General features: G+C 62.8%; 9 protein-coding genes and 2 tRNA genes. 3 read left to right on the top strand and 8 right to left on the bottom strand.

The window, feature by feature from the left end:
• Positions 1-65: 65 nt before the first annotated feature.
• From IE125_RS13740 to betI, 8 genes are all read right to left on the bottom strand, one after another.
• Positions 66-2,537 carry an acyl-CoA dehydrogenase gene (locus tag IE125_RS13740; RefSeq protein ID WP_189445251.1) on the bottom strand — a complete coding sequence of 824 codons (2,472 nt, stop codon included), beginning with the start codon at positions 2,535-2,537 and terminating at the stop codon, positions 66-68.
• Positions 2,538-2,865: 328 nt separating this feature from the next.
• Entirely contained in the window at positions 2,866-5,973 is a 3,108-nt protein-coding gene (locus IE125_RS13735; protein ID WP_189445250.1) for an efflux RND transporter permease subunit, read from the bottom strand.
• On the bottom strand, positions 5,970-9,110 hold the full coding sequence (locus IE125_RS13730) for a multidrug efflux RND transporter permease subunit (RefSeq protein ID WP_189445249.1): 3,141 nt from the start codon (positions 9,108-9,110) through the stop codon (positions 5,970-5,972). Before IE125_RS13730 ends, IE125_RS13735 begins: the two co-directional genes overlap by 4 nt.
• Positions 9,107-10,378 carry an efflux RND transporter periplasmic adaptor subunit gene (locus IE125_RS13725; RefSeq protein WP_189445248.1) on the bottom strand — a complete coding sequence of 424 codons (1,272 nt, stop codon included), beginning with the start codon at positions 10,376-10,378 and terminating at the stop codon, positions 9,107-9,109. Before IE125_RS13725 ends, IE125_RS13730 begins: the two co-directional genes overlap by 4 nt.
• A gap of 242 nt (positions 10,379-10,620) precedes the next feature.
• The gene (gene betA / locus IE125_RS13720; RefSeq protein WP_189445247.1) at positions 10,621-12,315 is read right to left on the bottom strand and encodes a choline dehydrogenase; all 1,695 of its coding nucleotides are present in this window, start codon (positions 12,313-12,315) and stop codon (positions 10,621-10,623) included.
• Positions 12,316-12,388: 73 nt separating this feature from the next.
• The gene (locus IE125_RS13715) at positions 12,389-12,712 is read right to left on the bottom strand and encodes a four helix bundle protein (RefSeq protein ID WP_229809119.1); all 324 of its coding nucleotides are present in this window, start codon (positions 12,710-12,712) and stop codon (positions 12,389-12,391) included.
• 160 nt (positions 12,713-12,872) lie between these two features.
• Entirely contained in the window at positions 12,873-14,339 is a 1,467-nt protein-coding gene (betB, locus tag IE125_RS13710; protein ID WP_189445246.1) for a betaine-aldehyde dehydrogenase, read from the bottom strand.
• A 189-nt stretch (positions 14,340-14,528) separates the two neighbouring features.
• Positions 14,529-15,149, bottom strand: coding sequence for a transcriptional regulator BetI (betI, locus tag IE125_RS13705; RefSeq protein ID WP_189445245.1), 621 nt, complete (start codon positions 15,147-15,149; stop codon positions 14,529-14,531).
• Positions 15,150-15,599: 450 nt separating this feature from the next.
• Here betI and IE125_RS13700 point away from each other — a divergent pair, with 450 nt between their 5' ends.
• From IE125_RS13700 to IE125_RS13690, 3 genes are all read left to right on the top strand, one after another.
• Positions 15,600-16,547 carry a choline ABC transporter substrate-binding protein gene (locus IE125_RS13700; protein WP_189445244.1) on the top strand — a complete coding sequence of 316 codons (948 nt, stop codon included), beginning with the start codon at positions 15,600-15,602 and terminating at the stop codon, positions 16,545-16,547.
• A gap of 165 nt (positions 16,548-16,712) precedes the next feature.
• A tRNA-Met gene (locus tag IE125_RS13695) sits at positions 16,713-16,789 on the top strand.
• 397 nt (positions 16,790-17,186) lie between these two features.
• A tRNA-Asn gene (locus IE125_RS13690) sits at positions 17,187-17,262 on the top strand.
• Positions 17,263-17,288: the final 26 nt, after the last annotated feature.

Genomic DNA, 17,288 nt, shown 5'->3' with positions numbered 1-17,288 from the left:
CCTTCTGACGATCGGCGAATGTGGCGTGGCGAGTCTCGCGGTGCGCGGTTGCTCGCAGGATGAGCTCAGACCGCGGTTTCATCTTCCCGACGGCTGGCGCTGGGCTCTGACGGCCGAGCCGCCGCGAATGCATCGAACGCGAAGTCGTCGACCGTCAGCATATCGAGCACTTCCGCCTCGTGGGCGCGCATGAAGGCGGCGTCGTCTTCGTCGATCACGCCCGCTTCCAGACCCGCATCGATCCACTGTTCCGGGTGTAGAGCGACCTCCGGGAGCTGCTTTTTCACCCGTGCCTTGTTGAGCGCGCGATAGATCGTTTCGGCGCGTTCGGCGTTGGCCAGCAGCGCGTTGTAGCGGGCCAGCGGGTTCTCTTTCTGGCCTTTCTCCCAGGTTTCCCAGGTGTTGCGTGTCAGCTTGTGGCGCAGGGCGCTGTCGGTGGAGATCGCCTTGGCGATTTCACGTGTCAGCCGGTCCTGCGGCTTATGCCAACGCCTGCCCAGCGGGAGCGTGACGAAAGAGAGCGTATTCGCCAGCGCACGATTGGGCAGGTTGTCGAACAGATCGATCAGCGCCTGTTCCGCGCGATTGAGCAGGAAGCGACAGCTGTAGTGGAAAAGCGCCGCTTCGCCGTCCACTCGGTCGGTTTCCCGCCACTGCTTGAGGACCATCGATAGCAGGTAGAGGTTCGACAGCACATCACCCAGGCGCGCGGAGATCATCTCGCGCTGCTTAAGCTTGCTGCCGAGGCTTGCCATCGCTGCGTCGGCACAGAGACTGAACGCGGATGACAGCCTTGCGGCGTCCTGCGCATAAGGGCGCGCCGTGCTGTCGAACGGGGTCTCCGGCTTGCCCAATCCCAGTGACTGGGTGAAGGCGCGAGCGGCGTTGCCGCAGATGAGTCCGATATGGCGGAAGAAGAGCGAGTCGAAAGCGGCTGAATCGTCGGCGTCCTTGGCAGCGAGCTCTTCCAGCACATAAGGATGGCAGCGAATGGCCCCCTGACCGAAGATCATCAGGTTGCGCGTCATGATGTTGGCGCCCTCGACCGTGATTGAGACCGGCGTGGCGCTGAAGCCGATACCCAGATAGTTACGCGGGCCGAGCGTGACCGTGCGCCCGCCGTGAATGTCCATGGCGTCCGCCATCATGTCGCGCTGGAACTCGGTCAACTGGCTCTTGAGGATTGCCGAGGGCACCGCCGGCTTGACGCCGTGGTCGATCGTATTGGCCGTCTGCATGACCGCGGCCTGGGAGATGTAGGCTTTGGCGGCGATTCGCGCCAGTGGCTCCTGGACACCCTCCATGTCGGCAACGGCAATATTGAACTGGCGCCGGATGCGCGCGAAGCCGCCGGCCCAGCCGACGGCGTAGCGACCCGTGCCCGCTGCGCCGGAAGGCAGCGTAATGCAGCGGCCGACCGAGAGGCACTCGACCAGCATTCGCCAGCCCTGACCGGCCATCGCCAGGCCACCGATGAGATAGTCGAGCGGGATGAAAACGTCCTTGCCCTTGATCGGGCCATTCATGAACGGGCTGCCGATGGGGTGATGGCGGCGTCCGATCTCCATGCCCGGCGTCTCTCGCGGGATCAGTGCACAGCTGATGCCGATGTCGCTCTTGCCCTGCTCAAGAAGGTTGTCCGGGTCGAACAGTCGAAATGCCAGACCGACGACGGTGGCGATCGGTGCCAATGTGATCCAGCGTTTTTCGAAGGTGAGCTTGAGTCCCAGTACCTCTTGCCCCTCGAACGTGCCACGACAGACGATGCCGACGTCCGGAATCGACGTGGCGTCACTGCCGGCGCGGGGACCGGTCAAGGCAAAACAGGGAACGTCACGACCGTCTGCCAGCCGCGGCAGATAGTGATTTTTCTGTTCTTCGGTGCCGTACTTGAGCAGGAGTTCACCCGGGCCGAGCGAGTTGGGCACGCCGACGGTGCTCATCAGTGTCTCGTTGAACGCGAGTTTCTGCAGCACGGCGGACTGCGCCTTGGCCGAGAATTCGAGTCCGCCATAAGCCTTGGGAATGATCAGGCCGAAAAAACGCTCGCGCTTCAGATACTCCCATAGCGCCTCGGGCATGTCGGCGCGCTCGCGTGCGATCTCCCAGGCGTTGCACATGCCGGCGGCAACGCTGCACTGATGATCGACGAACGCCTGCTCTTCATCGGTCAGGCCGGCGCTGTCGAACGCGATCAGCTTGTGCCAGTCCGGGCGGCCGCTGAACAGCTCGCCGTCCCAGGCGACCGTGCCGGCATCGAGCGCGACCCGCTCGGTTTCCGACACGCGCGGTGCAACCTTCTTGAACATCGCGAAGAGCCGCGGCGACAGCCACCGTCGGCGCAGCGGTTTCAGCCCGCAGATCGCGACCAGCGCGGCCGCGATCAGCAACAGCGCGCCGATAACGGGCGCGTCGAGAATGACGCCAAGCAGCCCGACAACGCCGAGCACGGCGATCATGGCGACAGCGCCGGCTTCGCGACGCATCACCACCAGGCAGCCGGCAACGGCGAGGACGAGTATCAGTAGTGTGGTCATGATGGGCTCCGCAGAGAGGGCATCGGAGAACGGCAGGGCGCCTGCATGGCGGCTTCCGGCTTCGTTCGCATAAATTCAGACGAGCGTTTGAATTGGATTCCAGACTAGCCGATACCCCGTCGGCTGGCTAGCATCATGGCGTTATGCTTTGGGCGAGCTTCGGCCGCGCCGGATTCGATGGCAGCCACGAGCTACGAAGAATGCCAGCGACACGCGTCGCTGGCATTCTTCGAATAAAACGTGACGCTGATTTTCGCGGCTCGCGGCTCGCGGCTCGCGGCTCGCGGCTCGCGGCTCGCGGCTCGCGGCTCGCGGCTCGCGGCTCAGATCAAGCCGTTTTCTCAGACGTGGCAGTGTCGATACGTTTGGGCCGCAGGCGCCTGTGCAGGCGGTCGAGGTAGAGATAGACGACCGGGGTGGTGTAGAGCGTCAACAATTGGCTGACAATCAGGCCACCGATGATCGTGATGCCAAGCGGCGCACGCAGGGCGGCGTTCTCGTCGGTGCCGAGCAGCAGCGGCACGGCGCCGAGAATCGCGGCCAGCGTAGTCATCATGATCGGACGAAAGCGGACCAGCGCCGCATGGCGAATCGACTCACTCGCGCTCATGCCCTGTTCGCGTTCGCAGACCACGGCGAAGTCGACCAGCATGATCGCATTCTTCTTGACCACGCCGATCAGCAGGATGATGCCGATCAGGGCAATCAGCGTGAAAGGTTTGCCCAGCAGCATCAGCGCCAGCAGCGCGCCGACGCCGGCAGAGGGCAGCGTCGAGAGAATCGTCAGCGGGTGAATGTAGCTCTCGTAGAGAATGCCCAGTACCAGGTAGACCGTGACCAGGGCGGCTAGGATCAACCACGGCATGGCTTCCACGCCGCTCTGGAAGGTGCCGGCACTGCCCTCGAAATCGACCTGAACGCCGGTCGGCAGATGCAGCTCGTCGACCGCGCTGCGAATACGTTCGGTGGCCTCGCCGAGCGAGACGCCGTCTTCGAGGTTGAACGATACCGTCGAGGCGGCGAACTGGCCCTGATGATTGACGGAAACCGGTGTCGTGCTGCGCTCGATGTGGCTGAACGCGGAGATCGGTACCGTGTTGCCGTCGCTACCGCTGACGTAGAGATCGCCGATCGCCTCTGGCGCCTGTCGATAGGGCGCGGCGACCTCCATGACGACGTAGCGCTGCTCGTCGGCGTCGTACAGGCTCACGACCTTGCTCTGGGCGAAGGCGTTGCCGAGCGCCGTATCGATGGTGCTCATGTCGACGCCGAGTCGCGAGGCGGTGTCGCGGTCCACGACCAGCTTGGCGGCCAGCCCGGCGTTGCGGCTGTCGCTGTCGACGCCAGTGATGCCATCGACGCCCTGCATCGCCTGCTGGACTTTTCTCGACCATTCGGCGAGCAGGTCCAGGCTATCGCTCTTCAGCGTGATCTCGTATTGCGAGGCGCTGCCAGAACGACCGCCGACGCGAATGTCCTGGAGCGGGAACATGAAGGTATTGACCCCAGCGATGTTCTTGAGCCCGGCCATCAGCCGATTCCCGACTGCCTGCGTCGATCCCTGACGGTCGTCCTTGAGCGTAATGAAAAGCGTCGCCGACGAGCCACCGTGGCCCGGCCCGCCGCTGCCCATGAAGCCGAGCACGCTGCTCACCGCGGGGTCGGCCAGCAGCTTTTCACGCACCTGGCGCAGCTTGTCGGACACCGCATCGAAGGAGAGCGCCTGGTCGCCGCGCATGGTACCGAGCAGGCGACCAGTGTCCTGATCCGGAATGAAGCCCTTGTCGACGGCGGTGTAGAGATAGCCGTTGAACACGATCACGGCGACCAGCGACAAGAGCGTCAGGCGGCGGTGCTTGAGCGCGATATCCAGTGTGCGCGCATAGCCGCGCAGAAACCAGCCGCCGATGGCAACCAGCCAGCGCTCCCAGCCCGGCTCGCGCTCCCTGACGGGATGCGGTTTGAGCCATCGCGCGCAGAGCATGGGCGTCAGCGTCAGCGACACCAGCAGCGAGACGCCGATGGCGAGCGACAGCGTGACGGCAAATTCATGGAACAGTCGGCCGATGAAGCCGCCGAGCAGCAGCAGGGGAATGAATACCGCCACCAGCGAGACGCTCATCGAGGTGACGGTGAATCCGACCTCTTTTGCCCCCAGCAGTGCGGCTTTGAACGGCGGCACTCCCTGTTCGATATGGCGCGCGATGTTCTCTACCACGACGATGGCGTCGTCGACCAGAAAGCCGATCGAGACGATCAGCGCCATCAGCGAGAGCGTGTCGAGAGAGAAGTCGAACGCCCACATCATGGCGAACGTGCCCACCAGCGAGACCGGGATCGCCACGCTGGGAATGATGGTCGCACGGGCGTTGCGCAGGAACAGAAACACCACCAGCACCACCAGCACGATCGCCAGCAGCAGCGTGAGCTGGGTTTCGTGAAGCGAGGCCTGGATGCCGGGAGAGCGGTCGAGCTGCACGCTCAGGTTGACGCTCGAGGGCAGCAGGCTCTGGATCTCATCCATCCGCTCGCGTACGCCGGCGATGGTGTCGATGATGTTGGCGCCGCTGGCGCTGCTGATCACCAGCAGTACCGCCGGCAGGTCGTTCTGAAAACCGACGTTGTAACGATCCTCGACCCCATCGGTGATGCTGGCGACATCGCCCAGGCGCATGAGCGAGCCGTCGTCGCCACGGCTGATCACGATCTGACTGTAGTCGCTCGCCTTCAGCAGCTGCGAGTCGCTGTCGACCTCCCAGCGATGCTCGACGCTCTGGACGAAACCGGTCGGCGACTGCGTGGTCGCGGCGCGCAGGGCGCTGGCGACCGCATCCAGCGTGATGCCGGCGTGATTGAGCTTGCTCGGGTCGAGCGAGACACGCACCGCCGGCGATGAGCTGCCGCCGACGTTGACGTCACCGACCCCGGGCACCTGCGCGATCGGCGGGGCGATCTTGGTGTCGGCGAGCTGGTAGACCTCGCTGGTCGGCAGCACGTCCGAGGTGAGCGAGAGGATCATCACCGGCGCCGACGCCGGATTGAGCTTGCGATAGTGCGGACGACTGGTCATCGCGCTTGGCAGCAGCGGCTGGGCATCGTTGAGGGCTGCCTGCACCTCCTGAGCGGCGACGTTGATATCCTTGTCGAGGTCGAACTGGATGATCACGCTGGTCGAGCCGTCGGAGCTCGACGAGGTCATCTGGGTGATACCGGGAATTCGGCCCAGCGAGCGCTCGAGCGGCGTGGCCACGGTGGAGGCCATCGTTTCCGGATTGGCCCCGCTGAGACTCGCAGAGACGAGAATGGTCGGGAACGAGACGTTGGGCAGCGGCGCCACCGGCAGGCGTTCGTAGGCCAGTCCGCCGAGCATCAGCACCGCCAGCGCCAGCAGAATCGTCGCCACCGGCCGGCGTATGAAGGGCGCGGAGAGACTCACGAATGCACCTCGCCACGCCGCTCGTCACCGCTTCCCTCGTCGTCTTGCGCCTGGCGGGGGGCCACGCGAGCCGCCAGACGATCGAAGAACAGATAGACCACCGGCGTGGTGAAGAGCGTCAGCAACTGACTGAACAGCAGGCCGCCGACCATGGTCAGCCCGAGCGGCTGACGCAGCTCGGCACCATAGCCGCTGGCGAACATCAGCGGCATCGCGCCGAGCAGGGCGGCAAAGGTCGTCATCATGATCGGGCGAAAACGCAGCAATGCCGCGGTATGGATAGCCTTCTCGGCGCTCATGCCGCGGTCACGCTGCGCCTCCAGCGCGAAGTCGATCATCATGATCGCGTTCTTCTTGACGATACCGATCAACAGAATGATCCCGATGATCGCCACGAGCCCTAGCGAATAACCGCTCAACTGCAGGGCGAGCAGGGCGCCGATCGCTGCCGAGGGCAGCGTCGAGAGAATCGTCAGGGGGTGGATGTAGCTCTCGTAGAGAATGCCGAGCACGATATACATGGTCACGATGGCGGCAAGAATCAGCCACAGCGTATCGCTGGTCGAGTCATTGTAGGCGAGCGCCGAGCCGCGATAGGCGAGCTGGGTCTGATCGCTCAGCGTCTCGTCGGCGGCCTGCTCGACCGCGTCGAAGGCATCCGACAGCGAATGGCCGTCGGCCACCGCGAACGACAAAAGCGCCGAGGGGAACTGGTTCTCGCGCGAGAGCGACAGCGGCGCCGTCTTTTCGGTCAGCGTGACCAGCGTGGAGAGCGGCACCAGCTCGTCGTCATCGTTGGTGACATAGAGCCGTGAGAGGGCCTCTGGGCCGTCGCTGTCGGTGGCATTGGCGGCGAGCACGACGCGGTACTGGCTCGCCTGCGTGAATATCGTCGAGATCAGCCGCTGACCGAAGGCGTCGTAGAGCGCGTCATCGATGTCCGCAACGGTCACGCCAAGGCGCCCGGCGCGGCCACGGTCGATGGTGACTTCCAGCTTGCGGCCATCGTTCTGCACGTCGCTGGAGACGTTGGCAATCGCCGGCGACCGGCGCAATGCCGCGAGCATCTTGTCGGTATCCGCGTTGAGCGTCTCGCGGTCGCCTTGGGTCAACGAGAACTGGTACGGATACCGGCTCACGGTGTCTTCGAGCGTCAGGTCCTGTACCGGCGTCAGCGCCAGCGTCAGGCCGGGGATGTCGTCGGCGCTCTTGCGCAGTCGATAGAGCACCGCGGCAAGGTCGTCGCGCTCGTCGAGCGGCTTCAGGTTGATGGTCAGCCGGCCGCTGTTGAGCGTCGTGTTGGTGCCGTCGATGCCGATACTCGAGGAGAGGCTCTCTACTGCCGGGTCGTCGAGAATCCGATCGGCCAACTGCTGCTGACGTGCCGACATCGCCTTGAACGACGTCGACTGCGTGGCAGTGGTGATGCCGCGCAGCACGCCGGTGTCCTGAATCGGGAAGAGGCTTTTCGGGGTGATCAGAAAGAGCCCCGCGGTCACGGCGAGCGTGCCGACGGCGACGACCAGCGTGAGCCGCTGGTGGCGGAGCACCCAATCCAGCGCCCGTTCGTAGCCGCGGGTGACGCGCCCGAACAACCCTTGTCGATTTCTCACCATCGCCTCGTCGTCGCTCTCTTCGCCGCCCTCGGCGGCTTCCGGACGGTGCTTGAGCCAGCGAGCGCAGAGCATCGGTGTCAGCGTCAGCGAGACGAACGCCGAGATGAGAATCGAGATCGCCAGCGTCAGCGCGAATTCGCGGAACAGCACGCCGACCACGCCGCTCATGAAGACCAGCGGAATCAGCACCGCCAGCAGCGACACCGTCAGCGACAGAATGGTGAAACCGATCTGGCGTGAGCCCTTGAGCGCCGCGGCGAGCGGGCGTTCGCCTTTCTCGATGTAGCGGGTGATGTTCTCGAGCACGACGATCGCGTCATCGATGACGAAACCAGTGGCAATGGTCAACGCCATCAACGTCAAGTTGTTGAGACTGAAGTCGGCGAGATACATCGCGCCGAAGGTGCCCACCAGCGACAACGGCACGGCAAGGCTGGGAATCATCGTCGCCGGCAGATTGCGCAAAAACAGGAAGGTGACCATGACCACCAGCGCGATGGCGAGCACCAGCTCGAACTGGACGTCATCGACGGCGGCACGAATCGTCGTTGTGCGATCGGTCAGCACCTTGACGTCGACGCTGGCGGGCAGGGTGTTCTCGAGCGCCGGCAGACTCGACTTGATGCTGTCGGCGACCGCGACCACGTTGGCGCCTGGCTGTCGCAGCACGTCGATCAGGATCGCGCCATCGCGGTTGGCCCAGGCCGAGAGATAAGCGTTCTCGGCGCCATCCTCGACCTTCGCCACGTCCGACAGGCGCAGTACCGAGCCGTTGTCCTGCTTGAGAATGAGGTCCCGATAGGCGTCCGCGGAGAGCAGCTGGTCGTTGGCATCCAGGCTGTAGGCACGATAGGGGCCGTAGATCGTGCCTTTGGCCTGGTTGACGTTAGCGGCATCGATGGCGCTGCGCACGGAGGCGAGATCGAGCCCATAGGCGGCTAGCTGGCGGGCGTCCGCGGTGACGCGAACGGCCGGCTCATGCCCGCCGGCGATCTTGACCTGGCCGACGCCGCTGATCTGGGCGATCTTCTGCGCCATGCGCGTATCGACCAGATCATAGACCTGGGTCAGCGGCAGCGTCCCGGAGCTGACGGCAAGCGTCATGATCGGCGTATCCGCCGGGTTCACCTTGCTGTAGCTCGGCGGCCGGGGCAGGTCGTCCGGTAGTAGTGTTTCCGCCTGCGAGAGCGCCGCCTGCACCTCCTGCTCGGCCACGCCCAGGTCGGAATCGAGCGAGAAGCGCAGCGTAATCAGCGAAGCGCCGCCGGTGCTGGTCGAACTCATGTCCTCGAGGCCGGAGATCTCGCCGAGCTCGTCCTCCAGCGGGGAAGTGACGTGAGACAGCATCACGTCAGGCCCGGCGCCGGGGTAGAGCGTGGTGACCTGGATGGTCGGAAAGTCGACCTCCGGCAGTGAGGAGATGGTCAGCAGTCGATAGGCCAGCGCGCCGGCAATCAGGATCGCCAGCATGACCAGCGAAGTGGCGACCGGGCGAAGGATGAACAGGCGAGACGGGTTCATGACTGGCTGCCGCTGGCCGCGTTCCCGTTGGTGTTGCCATCGCTCGAATCGCCGCTCGCCGCGCTGGCCGGATCGTCGGCTTCATCGCTGGACTCGCCCGGCAGGGCATCGCTCACTATGCGCACCTTGGCACCGTCGCTCAGGCTATCGACGCCATCGACGACGACCTGCTCGCCGGCCTTGACCCCGGCCGAGAGGGCGCTCTGCGAATTCTGTGTCGCGACCAGCGTTACATCGCGTCGGCTGACGGTGCCATCGTCATTGACGACGTAGACATAATCTCCGCTTTGACCGGTCTGTACGGCCGGCTCGGGAACGATCACCTGGTCTTCCAATATCTGTGAGACGAGGCTGACATCGACGTAGGCATTGGGATAGAGCCCGCCGTCCGGATTGTCGAGCGTGGCGCGAAGGCGGATCGTGCCGGTGGCGCTATTGATGTTGCTATCGATGCTGGTCAACGTGCCGCTGAACGTCTTCCCGTTGGTGCCGGTGACGCTGACGCTAGGGTGATCGCCCGCCGTCAGGCGCTGCCTTACGATATCGACGTAGCGGCTGGGCAGCGAGAAGATCACGGAGATCGGATCGAGCTGAGTGATGGTGACGATCGGATCGTCGTCGCCGAGCTGGACGATGTTGCCGGGATCGACGTTGCGGATGCCGACGACCCCGGTGATCGGCGCCTTGATATCGGTGTAGTCGAGCTGTACCTGGGCGCTCTGCACGCTGGCCTTGTCGCTGGCCACCGTGCCCTGGTATTGACGCACCAGTTGGCGCTGCTGGTCGAGATCCTGCTGCGAGACGTAGTTGGTCTTGATCAGCTTCTGGTAACGCGCGAGATCCTGCTGGGCAGAGGCGAGCTGCGCCTGATCCTGCGCGAGTTGGCCCTTGGCTTCGTCGAGCTGGGCCTGGTAGTCACGCGGATCGATGCGGGCTAACTGCTGCCCTTTCCGAACGCTGTCACCCTCGTCGAAGTTGACCTCCAGCAGTTCGCCCTCGACCCGTGGCCGTACCTCGACGCTCTGCAGTGGTCGTACCGTGCCCAGCGCCGTCAGTTCGATCGGCAGATCGCCCTCGCTGGCCGCCACCGCCGATACTGCAGTCGTCTGGCCGCCCATACCGGGGCCGCCCTGTGGTGTGCCGTCGCCGGCTTTGGAATCATCGCCCGCGGCAAGATAACGGTAGGCGACGACGCCCGCGATGACGATCAGGACGATGATGAGTATCCAGCGCAGCGGATGGCGCTGTCGGGTCGAAGGCGACGGCATGAGGAGAGACGATCCTTGTTCTGGCGTTGGAACGGGCGTTCGAACTTTGGTCTTGCGTTCGAGCCAAGTTACACAGACTAGCAGTCTAAAGGAACAGTGTTCGATGAATGCGCAACAAGCGCGCAAGTGATACCCGCCAGCGTCAACATAAAAAAACCCGGCGCTGGGCCGGGTGAAGAAGGGGAAGCAGAAGCCAAAGCAAGAGTCTGTAGTCAGGCGCTTAGCTATTTCTCTGCGCTTGGCTATTTCTCTCCGCTTCGTTTGGGCGTCTGACGCGCCGGTGCGCCGTCGGCCTTGAAATAATCGACTTCGGCTGCCGGCAGCGGCTCGCGCCCTCGCACGCTGTCGGCGAGCTTCTCGGCAATCATGATCGTGGTGGCGTTGAGGTTGCCGGTGACGATCTGCGGCATGATCGACGCGTCGATGACGCGCAGGCTCTCGATACCGTGAACGCGGCCTTCACCATCGACGACGGCGTCCTCGCCGGTGCCCATGCGGCAGGTGCCGCAAGGGTGGTAGGCGGTTTCGGCGTGCTGACGAACGAAGGCGTCCAGCTCTTCGTCTGATTCGACGTTCGGCCCGGGAGAAATCTCGCGCCCGCGGTAGGCGTCCATGGCGGGCTGGTTGATGATCTCGCGCGTCAGACGGATCGCGGCACGGAATTCTTCCCAGTCACGCTCGGTCGCCATGTAGTTGAACAGAATGCTCGGTGCGCTCTTCGGGTCCTTGTCGCGTAGCTGAACCCGACCGCGGCTTTCCGAACGCATCGAGCCGACATGCGCCTGAAAGCCGTGCGCTTGCACCGCGCTCTTGCCGTTGTAGCTGATCGCGATCGGCAAGAAGTGGTACTGGATGTTCGGCCACGCCTCATCGTCGTCGCTACGAATGAAACCGCCGGCTTCGAACTGATTGCTGGCTCCGACCCCTTGGCCCATGAACATCCACTCGGCACCGATTTTCGGCTGGTTGTACCACTTCAACGCCGGATAGAGCGAAATCGGTTCCTTGCACTCGTACTGGATGTACATTTCCAGATGATCTTGCAGATTCTCGCCGACCCCCTTGAGCGAGTGGACGACGGGAATGCCGTGCCGCTCCAGCAGCTCGGGGTCGCCGACGCCGGAGCGCTGCAGAATCTGCGGCGAGGCGATGGCACCAGCGCAGAGCAGGACTTCGCGGCGTGCCAGCGCCTGCTGCGGCTGCGTCTTCTGCAGGTAATTCACGCCGACGGCGCGGTGATCCTCGAATAGAATGCGGTCCGTGGTGGCGTGGGTGACGATGGTCAGGTTGTCACGCTGCTTCGCGATATCGAGATAGCCGCGGCTGGTGGCCGAACGGCGCCCGTTGGGCGTCGTGGTCCGGTCCATCGGGCCAAAGCCCTCCTGCTGACGGCCGTTCAGGTCGTCGGTGCGCGGATAGCCTGCCTCGACACCCGCCTCGATGAAGGCCTGGTAGAGCGGATTGTTGCCGGCCTTCGGCGTGGCCACGCTGAGCGGGCCGTCGCCGCCGTGGTAGTCGTTCGGGCCGATGTCGCGAGTTTCCGCCTTCTTGTAGTAGGGCAGACAGTCGAGATAGCGCCAATCGTCCAGGCCGGGCATGTCGGCCCAATTGTCCAGATCCATGGCGTTGCCACGGATATAGCACATGCCGTTGATCAGCGATGAACCGCCGAGGCCCTTGCCACGCCCGCACTCCATGCGACGGTTGTCCATGTGCGGTTCCGGGTCGGTCTCGAACGCCCAGTTGTAGCGTTTTCCCTGTAGCGGGTAGGCGAGCGCCGCCGGCATCTGGGTGCGAAAGTCGGCACGGTAATCTGGGCCGCCGGCCTCCAGTAGTAGCACGGTCACGCCCGGATCTTCGGTCAGCCGCGTTGCCAGCACGTTACCCGCCGAACCTGCGCCAATGATGATGTAATCGAATTCGCGAGCCTGTTGCATACGCGCGCTCCTTGGAAGAATGAATTCAGCTACGAGCTACGAGCTACGAGCTACGAGCTACGAGTTAGAGAGTTCAAAAGCGAGCCGAGCATTCGAGATAGTTGAAAGCTTCATCGCGCCATTGATGACCAATAGACGGGTCGATATAACCGACTTCGAGGCCAATCAGCGCCTGAGTGGCGAATTCCCCGCATGAGCCTTTTGCAATCGAAACGAAGCGGAACTTTTCTCGCTCGGTGTAACGTTCAAAGCCCTCTGCGATGTTGCTCGGAATCGATAGGGCGGACCGCGTAATCTGGTCCTTGAAGCCAAAATCCTTGAGCTCGGCGAGTTCTCTATAGACCGCCACGCTGAGATCCTTGCTCCGGACCCAAACCACCATCTGCTCGTGCTTCATCGACAGCCATCCTCTTGCCGAAATGCTGCTTTTTGTTGTTCGTAGCTCGGATCTCTCGCCGCTTTTGACCTTCAGCTCGCATCTCGAAGCTCGTGGCTCGGAGCTATCGTCGCTTTTGACCTTTAGCTCGCATCTCGAAGCTCGTGGCTCGAAGCTCTCGTCAAAACACCGAGGCGAACGGCCCCATCTCCACCTGCACCGATTTCGTCTGGGTGTAATGCGCCAGCGTCTCCATGCCATTTTCGCGGCCGATGCCGGACTGCTTGTAGCCACCGACCGGCATCTCGGCGGGGGAGTCGCCCCAGGTGTTGATCCAGCAGATGCCGGCTTCGAGCTGGTGAATTACACGGTGAGCACGATTCAATCCCTCGGTGAAGAGACCGGCGGCGAGGCCATACTCGGTGTCGTTGGCGCGGCGGATGACTTCGGCTTCATCATCGAAGGCGAGAATCGACATGATCGGCCCGAAGATCTCTTCGCGAACGATTCGCATATCGTCGCTGCAATCGGTGTAGACCGTCGGTGCGACCCAGGCACCCTTGGCGAAGTCGCCATCGGTCATGCGCTCGCCGCCGGCGATGAGGCGTGCGCCGTCCTGCTTGGCGATCTCCAGATAGCTTGCGACCTTCTCGAGGTGTTCGAAGCTGACCAGCGGGCCGAAGTTGGTTTCCGGTTTCAGGGGATCACCGGACTGGATGCGTGCAACGCGCTCGACGATCTTCGCCTCGAAGGCTTCCTTGACCGAGCGGTGGACGAAGACACGGGTGCCGTTGGTGCAAACCTGGCCGCTAGAGTAGAAGTTGGCCATCATCGCACCATCCGCCGCGCGATCGAGGTCGGCGTCGTCGAACACGATCAGCGGCGACTTGCCGCCAAGCTCCATGGTGACTTCCTTGAGCGTGGAGCCGGCCGCGGCGGACATCACTTTCTTGCCGGTGCCCACCTCGCCGGTGAAGCTGATCTTGGCCAACCCCGGATGTTCGGTCAGCATGGCACCGACGCTACCGTCACCATGAACCACGTTGAACAGTCCGTCGGGTAGACCGGCTTCGGTAAAGATTTCCGCCAGCTTCATGGCGGTCAGCGGCGTGACTTCGCTCGGCTTGAAAACGACGGCATTACCCGCCGCCAGGGCCGGTGCGGCCTTCCAGCAGGCGATCTGGATCGGGTAGTTCCAGGCGCCGATGGCGCCGATCACACCCAGCGGCTCGCGGCGCGTGTAGACGAATGAGTCTTCACGCAGCGGGATCTGTGTGCCTTCGACCGCCGGTGCCAGGCCGGCGAAGTATTCCAGTGCGTCTGCACCGGTGACGATGTCGACACTGGCGGTTTCACTGATCGGCTTGCCGGTGTTCAGCGTTTCGAGTTCGGCCAGTTCATCGTTGCGCTCACGCAGGAGCGCCACCGCCTTGAGCAGAATGCGCGAGCGCTCCATACCACTCAGGGAAGCCCATTCGCGTTGTGCCCGCTGGGCGCTCTCGACCGCCTTGTCGACGTCGGCCTGGGTCGCCTGCTGCACGCTGGCGATGGTGTCACCGTTGGCCGGATTGATGGCGTCGAAGGTCTGATCGCCGGTTGCCGGCGTATGTTTGCCGTCGATGTAGAGTGTCTGTGTCTCGAGTGTCATGAGGCCGCTCCTTGATAATGCGTTGCGGGGCCAGTGCGTGATGGCGAATGGATGATCGGGCCAGATATGCGCCGAATATGTCGTCGGGCGTACTCGCTGGCGCGCGTTTGCTAGGCGAATTCGTTGGCGCGTTTGCTAAGCGTATTCATTGGCACGCGTTTGCTAAGCGTATTCATTGGCACGCGTTTGCTAAGCGTATTCATTGGCGCGCGTTTGATAGCGCCTGGCGTTGTCGAGCTGCTCGCGAACATACTCGTAGGCTAGCTGCCGGGCGCGCTCGACGTTGAGGCCCTCCGGCGCCAGCGCGCCGCGTAGCCAGAGTCCATCGATCAGTGCTGCCAGCCCGCGAGCGGCGTCTCTAGCCTGGCGCTTGGGCAAGACGCGACGGAACTGCGTACTCAGGTTGGAGTAGAGCCGTCGGTCGTTGACGCGCTGCAGGCGCTGCAGCGGGGCGTGGTGCATGCTGCTGGCCCAGAACGCTAGCCAGGTCTTCATCACCGAACGGCTGGTCTGGCTGGGGTCGAAGTTGCCATCGATGATGGCGTGCAAATGGGCCTCTGGCCCGGCAGCGCCCAGCGCGTCGCGACGCTCTCTGACCGCCTTGCCGAGATCGGCCAGCACGTGGCGCATGGTGGCCTCGAGCAGCCCATCCTTACCGTTGAAATAGTGACTGATGATGCCCGTGGAAACGCCGGCGCGCTTGGCGATACTGGCAATAGTGGCATCGGCGAGACCGAGCTCGTCGATCGCTTCCAGCGTCGCTTGAATCAACTGACGGCGGCGAATGGGTTGCATACCGAGTTTCGGCACGGGCATTTCTCCTGTTTCTGCACTGGCGCTGTTCGCGGTGACACGGTCAAACCTCGTCCCCGAAAACCACTTTATTGAAAACCATGCCACCGGAAATCGCGCCGCACGCAATGACGCTGCGTGACCTGACCAGGTGCGAACTCGGTGAAAGGGGCGTTCGGCTATGCTGCGGCGAGGTTCTTTGTAGTGAGCTTCTTTGCAGTGAGGTCTTCCGCATCCCCCCATCTACAATACCCATAACCGCTCGGAGCCCCTATTTCCAGCCATCGAACAGTGCCGAGTCGATCAGCAATGGCACCAGTATGGATTTTTTTTATTGAACGGTCAATCAATAAAAACTAAGGTATTGCAGTGTCGAATGAAAACATCGATATTCGATAACCGATGATTATCGAGGGTGCTCGGTTACCGACAAACAACGGATCCATTCACTGTAGGGGATTTCACACCATGAACTATCGTCACTTCGTCTGGCCTATCGCGGGGATTGGCCTGGTAGCGTCATCGATGGCGCAAGCACAGCAGGAGCCGGAGAGCTGCCAGAGCGTACATTTTGCCGAGGTCGGCTGGACCGATATCCAGGCGACCACCGCCATCGCCAGTGTTGTGCTGGAGGACCTCGGCTACGACGCCTCTTCCGACACGGTCTCCGTTCCGGTCGCTTATGCAGGCATGAAAAACGGGGATTTCGACGTGTTTCTCGGCAACTGGATGCCGTCGATGAAGTCGATCAGCGACCCGTACATCGACAAGGGCCAGATCGACCGCCCGCGCGCTAACCTGGAAGGTGCCAAGTACACGTTGGCGGTGCCGCAGTACGTGCTGGACGCAGGGGTGACCTCGGTCGCCGATCTCGACGCTCATGCCGATCAGTTCGGCCACAAGCTGTTTGGCATCGAGGCGGGTAACGACGGCAACATGATCATCCAGCAGATGATCGACGACGACGCCTTCGGCCTCGGCGACTGGACGCTGGTCGATTCGTCCGAGGCGGGCATGCTGGCCGAACTGAAGTCTCGTGAGCAGGATGACGAATGGATGGTCTTCCTCGGCTGGGCGCCTCACCCGATGAACACCAACTTCGACATGGGCTACCTCTCCGGCGCGGACGACTATTTCGGTCCCGATTACGGTGGCGCCACGGTCTATACCAACACGCGTGCCGGTTATATCGACGAGTGCGGCAATGTCGGCCAGTTCCTCAACAATCTCAGCTTCACGCTGGATATGGAGAACGCGCTGATGGGCAAGATCATGGATGATGGCGAAGACGCCCAGGAAGCCGCCGCTGCCTGGCTCAAGGCGCATCCCGATACGCTCGAAGCCTGGCTCGAAGGCGTCAAGACCGCCGATGGCAAGCCGGGTCTGCCCGCCGTGAAGCAGGCTCTCGGTATCTGAGCGTACCTCCGAGCTACCTCTCAACGTGCGCTTGACGCACGGACGAGTATGCAGGCCCCGCTGTCGATGATCGACACGGGGCCAATTTTTTTCGTGGGCTTGTGATCTCGTCATGTCGCGGGTATAGTGCGCCACCGTTGCCGCACGGTAACGCATCCCCCCGATGGCTACGTAGCTCAGCTGGTTAGAGCACATCACTCATAATGATGGGGTCCCCTGTTCGAATCAGGGCGTAGCCACCACCTCTTGTAAGTCCTCCTGCAGTTACCCCAATTACGCTGCCCCGGTCGATCGGGGTTATGTGGGAGTGAGCTCTGCTCACGAAGACCGACGTCGCCGAATCCGCGGACTCGTTCGCTAGCCAAGCCCGCTCCAACACGCTGGCTCGGTCGATAACGGGGTGCTGCCCCGGTCGATCGGGGTTACGTGGGAGTGAGCTCTGCTCACGAAGATCGACGTCGCCGAATCCGCGAACCCGTTCGCGAGCCAAGCCCGCTCCAACACGCTGGTTTGACTGATACCAACGCAGCCCGTTGATTGCGCTGAGGAAATCGTCGACACCCGAGACCGGATTGATTGGCCTGACAGCCTTGACGCCGAAAACTCAACGCGTATACTACGCCGCGTGCTGAAGGATGGTCCCCGATAGCTCAGTTGGTAGAGCAAATGACTGTTAATCATTGGGTCACAGGTTCGAGTCCTGTTCGGGGAGCCAACACATTCTTTCAGCCAGTGCAGGTG

Source organism: Salinicola rhizosphaerae (genome assembly GCF_014652715.1).
Lineage (GTDB): Bacteria > Pseudomonadota > Gammaproteobacteria > Pseudomonadales > Halomonadaceae > Salinicola > Salinicola rhizosphaerae.
Note: the sequence above shows the minus strand (reverse complement) of the source record. Positions and strands in the feature narration are given on the sequence as shown.

Bases quoted from the DNA above. Each gene is read 5' to 3' on its own strand.
- IE125_RS13740 (WP_189445251.1), bottom strand. From the start codon at position 2,537: ATGACCACACTACTGATACTCGTCCTCGCCGTTGCCGGCTGCCTGGTG.
- IE125_RS13730 (WP_189445249.1), bottom strand. From the start codon at position 9,110: ATGAACCCGTCTCGCCTGTTCATCCTTCGCCCGGTCGCCACTTCGCTG.
- IE125_RS13725 (WP_189445248.1), bottom strand. From the start codon at position 10,378: ATGCCGTCGCCTTCGACCCGACAGCGCCATCCGCTGCGCTGGATACTC.
- betA (WP_189445247.1), bottom strand. From the start codon at position 12,315: ATGCAACAGGCTCGCGAATTCGATTACATCATCATTGGCGCAGGTTCG.
- IE125_RS13715 (WP_229809119.1), bottom strand. From the start codon at position 12,712: ATGAAGCACGAGCAGATGGTGGTTTGGGTCCGGAGCAAGGATCTCAGC.
- betB (WP_189445246.1), bottom strand. From the start codon at position 14,339: ATGACACTCGAGACACAGACACTCTACATCGACGGCAAACATACGCCG.
- IE125_RS13700 (WP_189445244.1), top strand. From the start codon at position 15,600: ATGAACTATCGTCACTTCGTCTGGCCTATCGCGGGGATTGGCCTGGTA.